The organism is Pseudoxanthomonas sp. (genome assembly GCF_002863005.1).
Lineage (GTDB): Bacteria > Pseudomonadota > Gammaproteobacteria > Xanthomonadales > Xanthomonadaceae > Pseudoxanthomonas_A.
Map to the genome: position 1 here is coordinate 124,171 of NZ_PKDG01000025.1, position 12,689 is coordinate 136,859.

Here is a 12,689-nt window from a genome sequence, read left to right on the forward strand (position 1 = left end):
GTCGAGGTCTTTGGCGTGCCTGCGATGATGGTGGGCCAAGGCCCTACGATGCGCGTAGCGTGCGCCGTGCGCACGACCGTGGGGATCCACCAACGCGCCACGTTGGCACGGCGCACGCTACGTGTAATCGGTGAAGGCGAAGCGCCCGTCGCGCAGTTCGGTATCGCCCTGGGCCAGGAGGAGCGGCGCGTCGAACATCGGACCGGCCGAGACGCAGGTGTGGAATTCGCCGTTCTCCCCGCAGGGATCGATGCCGGTCGGCAGCGCGTCAAGCAATGCACGGTCGAAGGCATGGCCGGCGAAGCGTGCATCCAGTTGCTGCGTGTCCACGCAGCACAGGTCGGCGCGCAGGCCGCCACCGATCATCTCGCGTGCCAGCGCTGCCGTATCCGCCCCGAACAGCGGCGTCAGCACGTCCCAGCCGATCTTGCCCAGGCTCTGCACGCGGTACGCGCGGACGTCGTCCAGGAACAGGTCGCCGAACGCCATCGTTCGCAGGCCGGGCCAGCGTTGCGAAGCGTCCGCCAGCGCAGCGGCCATCGCGCGTGCGTAGTCTTCGTTCGTGCACCGCGCGGGAATCATCGCTTCGATCAGCGGCAGGCCGCTCGCCCGCGCCTGCGCGTGCAGGACGGTGCGACGGATCCCTTGCATGGAGACTCGCTGGTCATGGTCCGTCAGCGTGGTCAGCAGCCCGACGACGTCCACGTCATCGCGCTGGCGCAGGACGTGCAGGGTCCAGGCTGCATCCTTGCCGCCACTCCAGGCGAGCAGTATCGGGAGGCGTTCGGCCATCAGGCCGCGGACACGTCGCGCAACTCCCAGGCGCTTCCCGCCAACAGGCGCAGGCGGTGCTTCAGCACCTGTCCGGGAATGGACGAGGTGGCGACCAGCAGGATGCTCAGGTCGTCCTGTTGGCCACGGACGGTCGCGCCGTCGTCGACCACGCCCAGGCCGGGATCGACTTCATCGGGTTCTTCCTGGCGCGCGCGCCAGCGCTCGAACAGGCTGCTGGTACGCAGCGCGTGCTGCAGTTGCGCGGCGAATTCGTCCGCACCGTGCGCATCGAAACTGAAAGCCGGATCGCCGCCGCGTGCGCGGCCGGGATCGGGCAGGCTGATGTAGTAACGAACGGCCATGGCACCCCCGGTAGAAACGTGGGGCATAGCGTTATCCACGGCGCGTTAGCCGGCCGTTACGCGACTTTGAACGGCGCCGGCGGCGCGGCGAAGGCGGCGACGACGGCGCCCTTGCCCACGTTGACCATGCCGGTGAGGCTCATGACGCTTTCGAACACCTCGACCTTGTTGTTCTCGCAGATGTCGCGCAGGCGCTGGTAGCCCGGCAGCGCGCGCAGTTCGGACAGCTCGCCGCCGTAGCTCAGGCATACGGTAGGCGTCATCAGGCCGGCCATGACGCGGTTGCCGGTGAACTTGAACATCTGTTCGACCGCATTCTCGAAGCCCTTGATCTTGGCGACCGGCTCGGTGTTGCCGGCATGGCCGTACAGCACCGGCTTGATGTCCAGCGCGCTGCCCAGCGCCGCGCTGAGCAGGCCCACGCTGCGGTCGCCCTTGGTGCGCGCGCGGTTGCGCAGGTAGTACAGGTCGCGCGGGATCATGTAACCGTGCGTGTGGTTGGCCAGTTCCTCCAGGCGCACGCGGATCTGCTGCACGCTGGCGCCGGCGTCGCGCATGCGCACGGCTTCGACGGCAGTGATGCCCTGGGCGGCGAACAGGTTCTGGGTGTCGATCACGCGCAGCGCGAACGGCGAATTGTGGCCCGCGGCCTGCCGCACCGGCTTGTAGTCGTTGAGGATGGCGAAGCTGGCCTGCATCGCGTTCTCGTGGATCGGCGACCGTGTCTTGGTGATCGTCATGCAGAAGACGTGGTCGTAGTCGATCACCAGCCGGCCCAAGAACAGGTCGCGGATCTGGTTGACCGTGAACGGCGTGGTCTCGGCTTCATGGCCGCGCTCGGCCACGTGCGCGTGCAGGAAGCTCAGCGTGGCCTGCTCGTCGCGATGGTCGGCGAGCACGGCTTCGCCGATGCGCACCGTGATCGGCAGGATCACGATGTTGTGTTGTTCCAGATACTCCAGCGGCAGGTCGCACGCCGAATCGACGACTATCCCAATGCGCATTAGCCCCTCCCGGCATCGTCGCATTTGTACTTATCTCCGGAAAACTAGCGGAGAACGGCGGGCAAGTCGCCGGATAAACGCATGAAGTGTGCGGTGTGTCACCTTTTTGTGAGGTGAGGGGCGCGGGAAAACGGGTGCCGCGTCAGGTTCATGGCGAGGCCCTCGACGCACAAAGAGTGTGATCAAAGTCACATAAACACGCGAGATGGGCTTGTCCCGGGTCAGGCCCCGCCCGACACTCGGCACGTAGGGAAGGGGCAACATGACTCAGCAGGGGTGGTTACTGCTGCTGCTCGCCCTGCTGCCGGTGGGCGCGCACGGGGAGAACATCGCGCGCATCGATCGCCTCCAGCCATCCACGCTGGAGCAGCAGGCCGGACAGCGCGCCGGATTGTTTTCGGAACGTCGCTTCGACAGCGGCGATGCTTCCGTGCGCGTGATCGGCAACGGACACTGGCGCGTATATCCGCGCGACGGCATCGCCGAGCCGCTGCTGGTGATCTACCACCCCTACAACGCGCGCGTGACGGTGCGCGCACCGGGCGATGCGGCGCCCCGCACGCAGGACCTCTTCCAGCCCGGGCTCGATCCGGAGTACAGCCGGCGCGCGCTGGTGTTCCCGCTGGCGCGTGAAGGCCCGGTCGAGGTGACGGTGGAAGGCGCGCGTTATCCGATGCAGGTGGCGGTCGAGGCCCGCTCCGACTACGCCGCCGCCGATCTCTGGCACGTGCGCCTGCTGCTGCCGGCGGTCGGCATGACCCTGGGCGTCGCGCTGGCGGTGCTGCTGTTCTGGCTGGTGCTGCGCGAGCGCGTCTACCTGCTCTATGCCGGCGCCATGCTGCTGCAATTGCTGTACGTGTTGTGTTCGTATGGCGAAGCCTATGCCTGGCCGGGCCTGTCGCTGCTGCGCCATTTCGGTGCGCAGGGCATCTGGACCATCGGTACGCTCGCCACCATCCTGATGGTGTACCTGTGGCAGGACTACGCCAACCTGCGGCGCGCGGCACCGCGGCTGGCCTGGCTGATGCGGCTGGTCGGCGTGTACGGCTGCACGCTGACGCTGGTGCTGCTCGCGTCGCCGTGGCCGGCCGACGACCGCTGGTTCCCGAACGTGGCCAATGCCCTGTTCCTGCTGACCAATTTGGTCACGCTCGCCACGCTGCTGGTGGCATGGTGGCGGGGCGAGCGCCATGCGAGCATCGTGCTGCTGTCGTGGTTGCCGTTGCTCGCGTTCACCATGGTGCGGGCCCTGCGCTTCAGCGCCGGCGAGCGCGCGGGGCCGTGGCTGGAATACGGCATTCCCTGGTGGCTGGCATTCACCGCGGTGGCGCTGGGCCTGGGCCTGGCGCACCGCATGCTGACCGTCCGCCGTGAGCGCGACAGCGCCAAGGCGCACGCCGAGCGCGACGGCCTGACCGGCGTGCTCAACCGGGGCGCCATCGAGCACCGTCTCGACTGGGCGCTGATCGCGCGGCAGCGCGAACAGATCCCCGTATCGCTGCTCTTCATCGACCTGGACCATTTCAAGCAGGTCAACGACCGCCACGGCCATGCGCTGGGCGACGCGTGCCTGCGTGCCGTGGCGCGTGCGGTCAGCGAACAGTTCCAGTACGGCGACCAGCTCGGTCGACTCGGCGGCGAGGAGTTCGTGCTGGTGCTGTCGGGCGCAGGCCTGCAGGCCGCGACGCGCATCGGCGAACAGGTCGCGACGCGCATCCGCCACGACTGCGCCACGGTGGAAGGCGTCGACGTCGCGCTTACGGCGAGCCTGGGCGTCGCGCAGGCCCGCGATGGCGATACCGTGGCATCGCTGATCGCCCGTGCCGATCACGCCATGTATGTCGCGAAGCGGGCCGGCGGCGACCAGGTGATGGACGAACGCGCCGTGGGCCTGCCCGCACACGGCACGCGGGCACCCGAAGGCGCCCGCGTGGAGTGAGCTCGCCCGCGGCGCGCTATTTCGCGTAGGCGCGCGGCAGCGGACCCGGTTGCTGCAGGTAACGGTCGCGCAGGTCGGTCTGGCGCGACCGCATCGGCATCGCGCGTCCGCCCAGCCATACCTGGGACGCCGTGCTCGACACATCCAGCGGATCGCCGCTCCACAGCACCAGGTCCGCCAGCTTGCCGGGTGCGATGCTGCCCAGGCGGTCGCCCACCCCGAAGCTTTCCGCCGGTACGCGCGTCAGGCCCGCCAGGCCCTCTTCCCACGGCAACCCATTGGCCACCGCGTTGCCCGCGAGCTGGCGGTTCTTGCGCGCGTTATGGGATTCGCCCACCTGGGAGAACCCCACCTCGACGCCCGCTGCCGACAGTCGCGCTGCATTCTCCAGCGATGCACCGATCTGGTCGAAGTCCGCCGGCAGGTCGGCCAGTGCATCCACGAACACCGGCACCTTCGCCTGCGCCAGCGGCTGCGCCAGCTTCCACGCTTCGGCACCGCCCGCGATGGCCAGGCGCACGTTCTCGCGCTGCGCCCAGCGCAACAGCTGGCGGATATCCGCCGCGCGGTTCACCTGCACCACGATGCGGCCGTTGCCGGCGAGGTAACGCGCCAGCGTCGCGCGGCCGGCGGGCGTGAGCAGCGCGTGCGGCGAATCCACCGGCACGCGGCCGCGCGCCTCGGCCACCATCTGGTCGAGCAGCATCCACTGCGCCGCGCGCGACTTGCCGCTCAGGTCGGCGGCGCCGCCTCCGCCCAGCCGGATGAACAACGCACGCGGGCCGACCGGGTCCGCGCTGCCATCCAGCCGCATCACGCCGCCCTGGCCTGCGATGAACGAGCCACCGGTCGATGCGCCCAGCAGGGTGAAGCCGATGCCTTCCACGCGCGCCACCGGAATCACCACCGATGCCGGGTTGTACGCCAGCGTGACGTCGAACTCGGGACGCATCGGCTGGTCTTCCAGCGTCACCGCAGAATCCGCAGTCGCCGATTCTCCCGACACTTCCTCCACACCGATCTCGGTGATGCCGCCGAACAACGCCGGCGTCAGCGGCCGGCCGTTCGCCTCCACCACCGTCGCGGCGGCCGGCGTCGCAAGCCCGCTGCCGACTGCCTGTACCACGCCGTTGCGGACCAGCACGTCCGCGTTCTTCAGCGTGCCCTGCGCACCGGCGGTATGCACGGTGGCGTTGCGGATGAGGACATCCTGGGCGAGAGCTGCGAAGGACGTGGACGCCAGCGCTATCGCGACGACAAGCGATTTCACCGTCATCCCGGCGAAGGCCGGGACCCAGTGTCTCTTGCTGCAAGTGTCGCGGAGCCCATCGAACGTCGCTGGGTCCCGGCCTGCGCCGGAATGACGGGAGGAGAGATCGTTGATGCGCTTCATGGCAGCACCTCCTGGCCCAGCATGAAGTCGGACACCGGTTGCCGGCTGCGGTCGTTGCGGTCGTAGATGCGGGCGCCGTCGATGTAGACCTGCTCGGCTTTCGCGTACACGCTGAAGGGATTCTGGCTCCACACCACCACGTCGGCCATCTTGCCGGTCTCCAGCGTGCCGGTGCGCTCGGCGATGCCCAGCGACTTCGCCGCGTTGCTGGTGACCCAGCGGATCGCACGCTCTGGCGCGATATCGCCCATGCCGGCACGGCGCGCGTTCGCCATCACCTTCGCCGCTTCCTGGTTGAGGCGCTGGATGCCTTCGTCCGAATCCGAATGCACGATCGCGCAACCGTTCGCCGGGCGATCGACGAGTGCGATGTTCTCCTGGATGCCGTCGAAGGCCTCCATCTTGAAGCCCCACCAGTCGGCCCACAGCGCGCCGCAGACGTTCTCCTGCGCCAGCCGGTCGGCGATCTTGTACGCCTCCACGCCATGATGGAAGGCAGCGACCTTGAAGCCGAATTCCTTCGCCAGGTCGAGCATCGTGGTCATCTCGTCGGCGCGGTAGCAGTGGATGTGCACCAGGATCTCGCCGTTGATCGCGCCGGCCAGCGTGTCCAGCTTCAGGTCGCGCTTGCCGCCGGCATCGCCACCGCTGTCGGTGCCGTCGCCGCCGCTGGCGCGCTCCCACCAGCGTTTCTTCTTGGGCTGCTGCGGCTTGGGCGCATTCTTCTTCAGGTATTCACTGGCGTCGATGAACGCGGCGCGATAGCCGGCCACGTTGCCCATGCGCGTGGACGGGCCGGCCTTGCCGCCATAGACGCGCTTGGGGTTCTCGCCGCAGGCCATCTTCAGACCCCACGGGGCACCCGGGAATTTCATGCCCTGGTAGCTGGTGGACGGCACGTTCTTCAGCGTCACGCCGCGGCCCCCGACCAGGTTGGCTGAGCCGGGCAGGATCTGCAGCGAGGTGATGCCGCCGGCCAGGGCGGTGTGGAACCCCGGGTCCTGTGCCCAGATCGAATGCTCGGCCCACACGTTCGCGGTCACCGGCGCGGTCGCCTCGTTGCCGTCGCTGTGCGCCTTCACCCCCGGACTGGGATACACGCCCAGGTGCGAGTGCACATCGATCAGTCCCGGAGTTACCCACTTGCCGGTCGCGTCAACGCGCGTGGCGCCTTCGGGCACGGAGAGGCCGCGGCCCACCGCCGCCACCTTGCCGTCGGCCAGCAGCACGTCGGCGCCGTCCAGGCGCTCGCCGGTGCCGGTCAGCACGGTGGCGTTGGCCAACAGCACCGGCCCGGACGCGAGGGCACGGTAGGTACTGGGGTAAGGGTCCTGCGTGAAGCGGGACGCGGGCGTGGCGGCGTGCGCGCCGGCGCCCAGCGCAGCCAGGACCAGCCCGGCCAACAAGGTCATTCGCATCGTGTATCCCCCGGATGAGACCCGAAACCTAACCGGCCGCGCCGCGCCTTGCCAAGTGCGTGTGTCGCAGTCGTGCCAGAATCGCGCCACAACAACAAGAAAAAGAGGTTTCCATGAAGGACAAGAGCGAGATCGTCGACAACTGGTTGCCGCGCTACACCGGCGTGCCGCTGGACCAGTTCGGCGAGCATGTGCTGCTGACCAATTTCGGCGGCTACCTCAATGTGTTTTCGCAGTTGACCGGTGCTCCCATCGTCGGCCTGGACCGTCCGATGGCCAGCGCAACCGCCGACGGCATCACCATGATCAACTTCGGCATGGGCAGCCCCAACGCCGCGACGATGATGGACCTGTTGTCGGCCATCATGCCCAAGGCGGTGCTGTTCCTCGGCAAGTGCGGCGGCCTGAAGCGCAAGAACCAGCTGGGCGACCTGGTGCTGCCCATCGCGGCCATCCGCGGCGAAGGCACCAGCAACGACTACCTGCTGCCGGAAGTGCCGGCGCTGCCCGCGTTCGCCCTGCAGCGCGCAGTGTCGACGATGATCCGCGACCTGGGCCACGACTACTGGACCGGCACCGTCTACACCACCAACCGCCGTGTGTGGGAACACGACACGGCGTTCAAGGAGCGCCTGCGCGCGATGCGCTGCATGGCCATCGACATGGAGACCGCCACCGTCTTCGCCGCCGGCTTCGCCAACCGCATTCCCGTGGGCGCATTGCTGCTCGTCAGCGACCAGCCGATGATCCCGGAAGGTGTGAAGACCGAGGCCAGCGACGCGAAGGTCAGCTCGTCGTTCGTGGAGAACCACATCACCGTGGGGATCGAGGCGTTGAAGCTGATCCGGCGGAACGGGAAGTCGGTTCGGCATCTTCGGTTTGACGAATAACGGGATGGCCACGCTGGTGTGCAGGCCGTCGGCTCTGCAAACAATGCTGCTTGCCGGCAGCATGGTGCTGGCAGGCTGTGTATCGATACGACACGACGACAGGATGCCACCCGACATCGAGGTAAGTGCGATCAAGGTCGATGCAGTGGCCGGAAGCGGAACAGTGGTCGTCACCAATCATTCCCGCAGAAGGGTGTTGATACGGACCAACGACCTGGTTTGGCAACAGGATGCGACTACCCGGCGCGTCCCGCGGCCTGACCTCGATTTTGGCGACAACGCTGTCGTGCTGACGCATGATGCGCGTCTGGACGCGGGTGAATCACGTGAGTACATGGTTACCCCCGCGATGGGGGCGTCCCGCTGCGAGCATCCCGCCATCCATGTGTGCTGGGACAACCGGAGCTGGACATGCGAGCAGTACTGGCTTGTTCCTGCGAGCCAGTCATGGAGCGAGTTGATGCGGACGCCGGGCTAGGATCGCACTTGACCCGCCGTTTGGTTCCCTCGAGGGCGCCTCTTCAGGACAGACCGCATGAACCTTGAAACGATCGAAATGAAGGCCTTCGTTCCCGCACGTGATCTGGCTGAGTCCATCGCGTTCTACGAGGCGCTGGGTTTCAAGGCATCGATGGAGTCGGACGACCTGGCCTATGTCCAGCATGGCAGGACGTCGTTCCTGCTGTCGCAGTTCTACCTGCGCGAGCACGCGGAGAATTTCGTGATGCACCTGCTGGTCGAGAGCGCGGACGACTGGCACCGGAACGTCGAAGCGTCGGGTGTTGTCGAGCGGTTCTCCGTTCGCCTCAGCGCCGCAGATGACCGGCCCTGGGGGCTCCGCGACTTCACCCTGATCGATCCGACCGGTGTGCTGTGGCGCATCGGGCATGTCATTCCGGATCGATGAACGTGTCCAGCGACGCGCCGAGGTGGCGCATGAGGCTGGTCATCGCCCTGCGCGTCATCGGATTGATGACTGTGTCGGCGGCGCTGCTTGTCTCCGCCCTGTGCGCCATCCTGTTCTTCGGTCGCTCGCCGGAGGACTTCGAAGGCACCGCCCAGATGGCGGCGGTCTACGTTGGCCTTGTTTACGGTGTTCCGTTGCTGGTGGTCGGTAGCTTCATTCTCTGGTTTGCTGGCCGAGCACGCAGGGCGCCGCAGCCTGATACTTCATACGAGCCGGAGACAACGCCATGAACGAATCCAACGACATCATCACCTTCTGGAAGAACGCCGGCCGCGAAAAGTGGTTCGCCAACGACGACGCCTTCGATGCCGAGTTCGACCAGCGCTTTCGCGGAGTGCACTTCCGCGCGGCGCGACGCGAGCTGGAAGGCTGGATGGGTGATGCCGAGGGCGCGCTGGCGTTGATCCTGTTGCTGGACCAGTTTCCACGCAACTGCTTCCGCGAGAGCGCGCACTCCTACGCGACCGACGGTTTGGCGCGGCATTACGCCGAGCGCGCCATCGAAGCCGGTTTTGATGCGCAGGTCGATCCGGCGCTGAAGATCTTCTTCTACATGCCGTACGAGCATTCCGAGGCGCTGGACGACCAGCAGCGTTCGCTGGACCTGTTCCGTGCGGTCGGCAATGAGGAGTACGTGAAGTACGCCCAGCTGCATTACGACCTCATCGCACGTTTCGGGCGCTTCCCGCATCGCAACGAGGCGATGGGGCGCGTGTCGACGCAGGAAGAGCGCGACTACCTTGCCAGTGGCGGCTTCCACGGTTAGCGGTCTGGACATGCATCTGTGGGAGCGACGTCAGTCGCGATGGGAAAGCACAGGTATTCGGTCGCGACTGACGTCGCTCCCACGGCTTTGGAAACAGAAAAGGCGGGCCGAGGCCCGCCTTTTCATGGTTGCCGCGAGCGCGGATCAGTATTTGCTGATCGTGCCATCCACATCGTCGGCCCAGGCGTTGATGCCACCGGTGATGTTGTAGACGTTCGAGAAGCCGAGCGTGCGGAACTCTTCCGCGGCCTGCTGGCTGCGGCCGCCGCTGCGGCACAGGAAGGCGAGGGCCGTGTCCTTCGGCAGCGCTTCCAGCTCGGCACGGCCGTTGGCGTCGAAGGTCTTGAACGGCAGCTTCACCGAGGCGATGGCGCGTTCATCGGCCGGACGCACGTCGACCAGCAGTACTTCGCTGGCGCGGACCTTCGCATCGGCGTCCATCGGCGACAGCGCCTGCACCGGCTTGGGCGCGTTCGGGTTGTCGATGGCCAGGCCCTTGCCGCGGATGTCGTCCACCCAGTCGATGGTGATGCCGTCGGCGCGGCGCGCGCTGGCAAGGTCGAACTGCACGCGCACGCCGTTGGATTCGCTGGCGATGGCGTTGGCGTCGAATTGGGCCAGCTGGAAATTCGGCTGGAACTGCGCGTTGATCGACAGGGCCAGCGAAGCGCCCGCGCCGGCGTCGGCCACGGCGTTCTGCAGCATCTCGGCGGCGGCCGGGGTGATGGTGATCGCCGGCGGCGTACGGTCCGGGGCCTGCAGGCCGAGCAGCGAGGCCAGTTCGCCGGAGTTGGTCATCTGCTCGATGATGTCGCTGCCGCCGACCAGTTCGCCGTCGATGTAGAGCTGCGGGATGGTCGGCCAGTCGCCGTAGGCCTTGATGCCTTCGCGGATCTCCTGGTCGGCCAGCACGTTGACGTGGGCGTAGTCCACGCCCAGCGCCGACAGCGCGCCCACCGCCTTGGCCGAGAAGCCGCACTGCGGCATGGTCGGCTGGCCCTTCATGAAGAGGACCACGCGGTTGGACTGCAGGAGGGATTCGATGCGCGAGCGCAAGGCGGGGTCGAGGGACATGTCGGATACCGGAAGGCAGGAGGGCGTGGAAGCGGGGATTTTACGCCCCGTGGCATCATGGGGCATGAGCACGACAGGAACACTGCATCGTCCGCCGCGCCGTCCCGGACTGATATTGGGCCTGCTGGCGCTGTCGCAAGTGGGCGTGGCCTGGCTGTGGTGGCGCTACGGCTGGACGATCGGCCTGCCTGCGATGATGGCGACCCATCTGTCGGTGGTGTGGTCCACGCTGTACCCGCGTGCCACGCTCTTCTGTCCCGCGCTGTCACGCCTGCCCACCGCCGAGCGCGTGGTCTGGCTGACCATCGACGATGGTCCCTCGGCCGACACCCCTGCCATCCTCGACCTGCTGGACCGTCACCGCGCGCAGGCGACCTTCTTCCTCGTCGGCGAGCGCGCCGCGGCGCACCCTGCAGTGGTCCAGGGCATCCGCGATCGTGGGCACGGCATCGGCAACCACAGTGCCACGCATCCGGATACGCGCTTCTGGCGGCTGGGGCCGGGCGCGCTGGAAGACGAGATCGGCCGCAACCAATCCATCCTGACCGCGATCACCGGCCACACGCCGCGCTGGTACCGCAGCGTGGTGGGCATGACCAACCCCTTCGTCGGCCTGGCGCTGAAGCGGCATGGCCTGGCGCGGGTGGCATGGAGTGCACGCGGCTTCGACGGTGTGAACTGCCGACCCGACCAGGTGCTGGCGCGGATCACCCGCGACATCCATCCGGGCGCCATCGTGCTGCTGCATGAAGGCGCCGCGCACGGCCACAACGTGGCCATCCTGGCGCAGCTGCTGGCTTGGCTGGACGCGCATGGCTATCGCACCGTGTTGCCGGAACCGGATCCGGTACCCATGACGGACATCGCGGCCGCGTAGCGTGCGCGGTGCGCACGACCCGCGATGACGGGTTCACGCGCGGCGGTCATGGCACGGTGAAAGTCTATGCGTTAGCGATGGATCCCCGCGCCGTGCGCATGGCGCACGCTACGTGGGCGATCGCGCAGCCTGCGGTCCCTAAACCCTTCTCCCTCCGGGAGAAGGTGGCGCGCAGCGCCGGATGAGGGTCTGCGTGCCGCCGACCCATCACCACTCCGCCAACCCTCACCCCAACCCCTCTCCCGGTGGGAGAGGGGGCTCAAACGCGACGCGAATGTAGCGTGCGCCGCGCGCACGAAGCAGGGATCTTTCAGAGCTGCGCGTGGAGCAATCACCACGCGTCGTGCGCATGGCGCACGCTACACGAGCGAATGATGTGCGATCGGGAACGCGAGCCGCGTCCATTCGGTATACATGGCAGCGGACGGATGCAGGCCGTCGGCGGCGAGCATCGCCGGTTCGGCGCCGCGCGCGCGGCTGACCGGGGTGATGTCGACGAAGGCGACGCCGCGTTGCGCGCAGACCTCGCGCGCGGCGAGGTTGTAGGCATCCAGTTCGCGCGCGATCTGCGCGACATCGCGGCCGGATTGCGTGGCGAACGGGGTGACACCCCAGTCGGGGATCGACAGCACCAGCACGCGTTCCGGACGATTGCGGGCGAAGCCGATCGCGCGCCACAGCAGGGCGGCGAATTGGGTGCGGTATTCCTCCACGCCGCGGCCCCGGTACTGGTTGTTCACTCCGATCAGCAGGCTGACGAAGTCGTGTTCGCCGAGCGGCTCGGCGGCGGTGATCGCGGCATCCAGTTCGTCGGTGGTCCAGCCCGTGGTGGCGATGATGCGCGGGTCGCCGACCAGCACGCCTTCCATGCGCAGCAGGCGCGCCAGCTGCATCGGCCAGCGGCCTGCCTCATCCACGGCTTCGCCGATCGTGTAGGAATCGCCGAGCGCGAGGTAACGCAGCTCGGTGGTGAGGGCGCTGGTGTGGGGAGTGGCGATGGTCGTCATGGAACCTGCCTGTGGGAGCGACGTGAGTCGCGATGGACGACGAGGAGATTCGTTCGCGACTCACGTCGCTCCCACAACAGCCTCACAACGGCACTGGGGCTTACGCCGCCGCCGGCCGCGACTTGCCCTTGATCGGCACCACCTTGGTGGCGGCCTCGGCGCGGCGCGACAGGGCGCGGTCGATGCGGGCGAAGACTTCGCGCATCGTGGCCGCTTCC

The 12,689-nt window shown here is 67.5% G+C and carries 14 protein-coding genes; 7 read left to right on the forward strand and 7 right to left on the reverse strand.

All coding sequences use genetic code 11. From position 1 onward, the window contains the following. Positions 1-117: 117 nt before the first annotated feature. From CYU89_RS12475 to CYU89_RS12485, 3 genes are read right to left on the reverse strand one after another with little or no spacing between them, the layout of a single operon-like run. On the reverse strand, positions 118-792 hold the full coding sequence (locus CYU89_RS12475; RefSeq protein WP_296281398.1) for an ATP-binding protein: 675 nt from the start codon (positions 790-792) through the stop codon (positions 118-120). Further along, positions 792-1,136, reverse strand: a complete 345-nt coding sequence (locus CYU89_RS12480; RefSeq protein ID WP_296281399.1) for a hypothetical protein — start codon at positions 1,134-1,136, stop codon at positions 792-794. Before CYU89_RS12480 ends, CYU89_RS12475 begins: the two co-directional genes overlap by 1 nt. A gap of 56 nt (positions 1,137-1,192) precedes the next feature. Further along, the gene (locus CYU89_RS12485; RefSeq protein WP_296281400.1) at positions 1,193-2,140 is read right to left on the reverse strand and encodes a DegV family protein; all 948 of its coding nucleotides are present in this window, start codon (positions 2,138-2,140) and stop codon (positions 1,193-1,195) included. Between the two features lie 262 nt (positions 2,141-2,402). On the opposite strand from CYU89_RS12485, the gene CYU89_RS12490 reads away from it, so the two are divergent. Continuing rightward, positions 2,403-4,079: a diguanylate cyclase gene (locus CYU89_RS12490; protein WP_296281401.1), complete on the forward strand. Its 1,677-nt coding sequence runs from the start codon at positions 2,403-2,405 to the stop codon at positions 4,077-4,079. Positions 4,080-4,095: 16 nt separating this feature from the next. Here CYU89_RS12490 and CYU89_RS12495 read toward each other — a convergent pair whose 3' ends face one another. Both CYU89_RS12495 and CYU89_RS12500 read right to left on the reverse strand, forming a co-directional pair. Further along, positions 4,096-5,349, reverse strand: a complete 1,254-nt coding sequence (locus CYU89_RS12495; protein ID WP_296281402.1) for an amidohydrolase family protein — start codon at positions 5,347-5,349, stop codon at positions 4,096-4,098. Positions 5,350-5,468: 119 nt separating this feature from the next. Continuing rightward, entirely contained in the window at positions 5,469-6,890 is a 1,422-nt protein-coding gene (locus CYU89_RS12500) for an amidohydrolase (protein WP_296281403.1), read from the reverse strand. Positions 6,891-7,003: 113 nt separating this feature from the next. Here CYU89_RS12500 and CYU89_RS12505 point away from each other — a divergent pair, with 113 nt between their 5' ends. Genes CYU89_RS12505 through CYU89_RS12525 form a run of 5 tightly spaced genes read left to right on the forward strand, consistent with a single transcriptional unit; the run spans position 7,004 to position 9,513 of the window. After that, positions 7,004-7,780, forward strand: a complete 777-nt coding sequence (locus CYU89_RS12505; RefSeq protein WP_296281404.1) for an AMP nucleosidase — start codon at positions 7,004-7,006, stop codon at positions 7,778-7,780. 4 nt (positions 7,781-7,784) lie between these two features. Further along, positions 7,785-8,258 (forward strand): hypothetical protein, encoded by a 474-nt coding sequence (locus tag CYU89_RS12510; RefSeq protein ID WP_296281405.1) that lies wholly within the window; start codon positions 7,785-7,787, stop codon positions 8,256-8,258. A 57-nt stretch (positions 8,259-8,315) separates the two neighbouring features. Further along, positions 8,316-8,687: a VOC family protein gene (locus CYU89_RS12515; RefSeq protein WP_296281406.1), complete on the forward strand. Its 372-nt coding sequence runs from the start codon at positions 8,316-8,318 to the stop codon at positions 8,685-8,687. Positions 8,688-8,716: 29 nt separating this feature from the next. After that, positions 8,717-8,977: a hypothetical protein gene (locus CYU89_RS12520; protein ID WP_296281407.1), complete on the forward strand. Its 261-nt coding sequence runs from the start codon at positions 8,717-8,719 to the stop codon at positions 8,975-8,977. Then, positions 8,974-9,513, forward strand: a complete 540-nt coding sequence (locus CYU89_RS12525; protein ID WP_296281408.1) for a DUF924 family protein — start codon at positions 8,974-8,976, stop codon at positions 9,511-9,513. Before CYU89_RS12520 ends, CYU89_RS12525 begins: the two co-directional genes overlap by 4 nt. A gap of 144 nt (positions 9,514-9,657) precedes the next feature. On the opposite strand, the gene grxD is transcribed toward CYU89_RS12525, so the two are convergent. Continuing rightward, entirely contained in the window at positions 9,658-10,587 is a 930-nt protein-coding gene (gene grxD, locus CYU89_RS12530; protein WP_296281409.1) for a Grx4 family monothiol glutaredoxin, read from the reverse strand. Positions 10,588-10,636: 49 nt separating this feature from the next. Here grxD and CYU89_RS12535 point away from each other — a divergent pair, with 49 nt between their 5' ends. Next, positions 10,637-11,464 carry a polysaccharide deacetylase family protein gene (locus CYU89_RS12535; RefSeq protein ID WP_296281410.1) on the forward strand — a complete coding sequence of 276 codons (828 nt, stop codon included), beginning with the start codon at positions 10,637-10,639 and terminating at the stop codon, positions 11,462-11,464. 359 nt (positions 11,465-11,823) lie between these two features. Here CYU89_RS12535 and CYU89_RS12540 read toward each other — a convergent pair whose 3' ends face one another. Beyond that, positions 11,824-12,471, reverse strand: coding sequence for an SGNH/GDSL hydrolase family protein (locus CYU89_RS12540; RefSeq protein ID WP_296281411.1), 648 nt, complete (start codon positions 12,469-12,471; stop codon positions 11,824-11,826). Between the last annotated feature and the right edge of the window lie 218 nt (positions 12,472-12,689).

Bases quoted from the DNA above. Each gene is read 5' to 3' on its own strand.
- CYU89_RS12475 (WP_296281398.1), bottom strand. From the start codon at position 792: ATGGCCGAACGCCTCCCGATACTGCTCGCCTGGAGTGGCGGCAAGGAT.
- CYU89_RS12480 (WP_296281399.1), bottom strand. From the start codon at position 1,136: ATGGCCGTTCGTTACTACATCAGCCTGCCCGATCCCGGCCGCGCACGC.
- CYU89_RS12485 (WP_296281400.1), bottom strand. From the start codon at position 2,140: ATGCGCATTGGGATAGTCGTCGATTCGGCGTGCGACCTGCCGCTGGAG.
- CYU89_RS12490 (WP_296281401.1), top strand. From the start codon at position 2,403: ATGACTCAGCAGGGGTGGTTACTGCTGCTGCTCGCCCTGCTGCCGGTG.
- CYU89_RS12500 (WP_296281403.1), bottom strand. From the start codon at position 6,890: ATGCGAATGACCTTGTTGGCCGGGCTGGTCCTGGCTGCGCTGGGCGCC.
- CYU89_RS12505 (WP_296281404.1), top strand. From the start codon at position 7,004: ATGAAGGACAAGAGCGAGATCGTCGACAACTGGTTGCCGCGCTACACC.
- CYU89_RS12510 (WP_296281405.1), top strand. From the start codon at position 7,785: ATGGCCACGCTGGTGTGCAGGCCGTCGGCTCTGCAAACAATGCTGCTT.
- CYU89_RS12515 (WP_296281406.1), top strand. From the start codon at position 8,316: ATGAACCTTGAAACGATCGAAATGAAGGCCTTCGTTCCCGCACGTGAT.
- CYU89_RS12520 (WP_296281407.1), top strand. From the start codon at position 8,717: ATGAGGCTGGTCATCGCCCTGCGCGTCATCGGATTGATGACTGTGTCG.
- CYU89_RS12525 (WP_296281408.1), top strand. From the start codon at position 8,974: ATGAACGAATCCAACGACATCATCACCTTCTGGAAGAACGCCGGCCGC.
- grxD (WP_296281409.1), bottom strand. From the start codon at position 10,587: ATGTCCCTCGACCCCGCCTTGCGCTCGCGCATCGAATCCCTCCTGCAG.
- CYU89_RS12540 (WP_296281411.1), bottom strand. From the start codon at position 12,471: ATGACGACCATCGCCACTCCCCACACCAGCGCCCTCACCACCGAGCTG.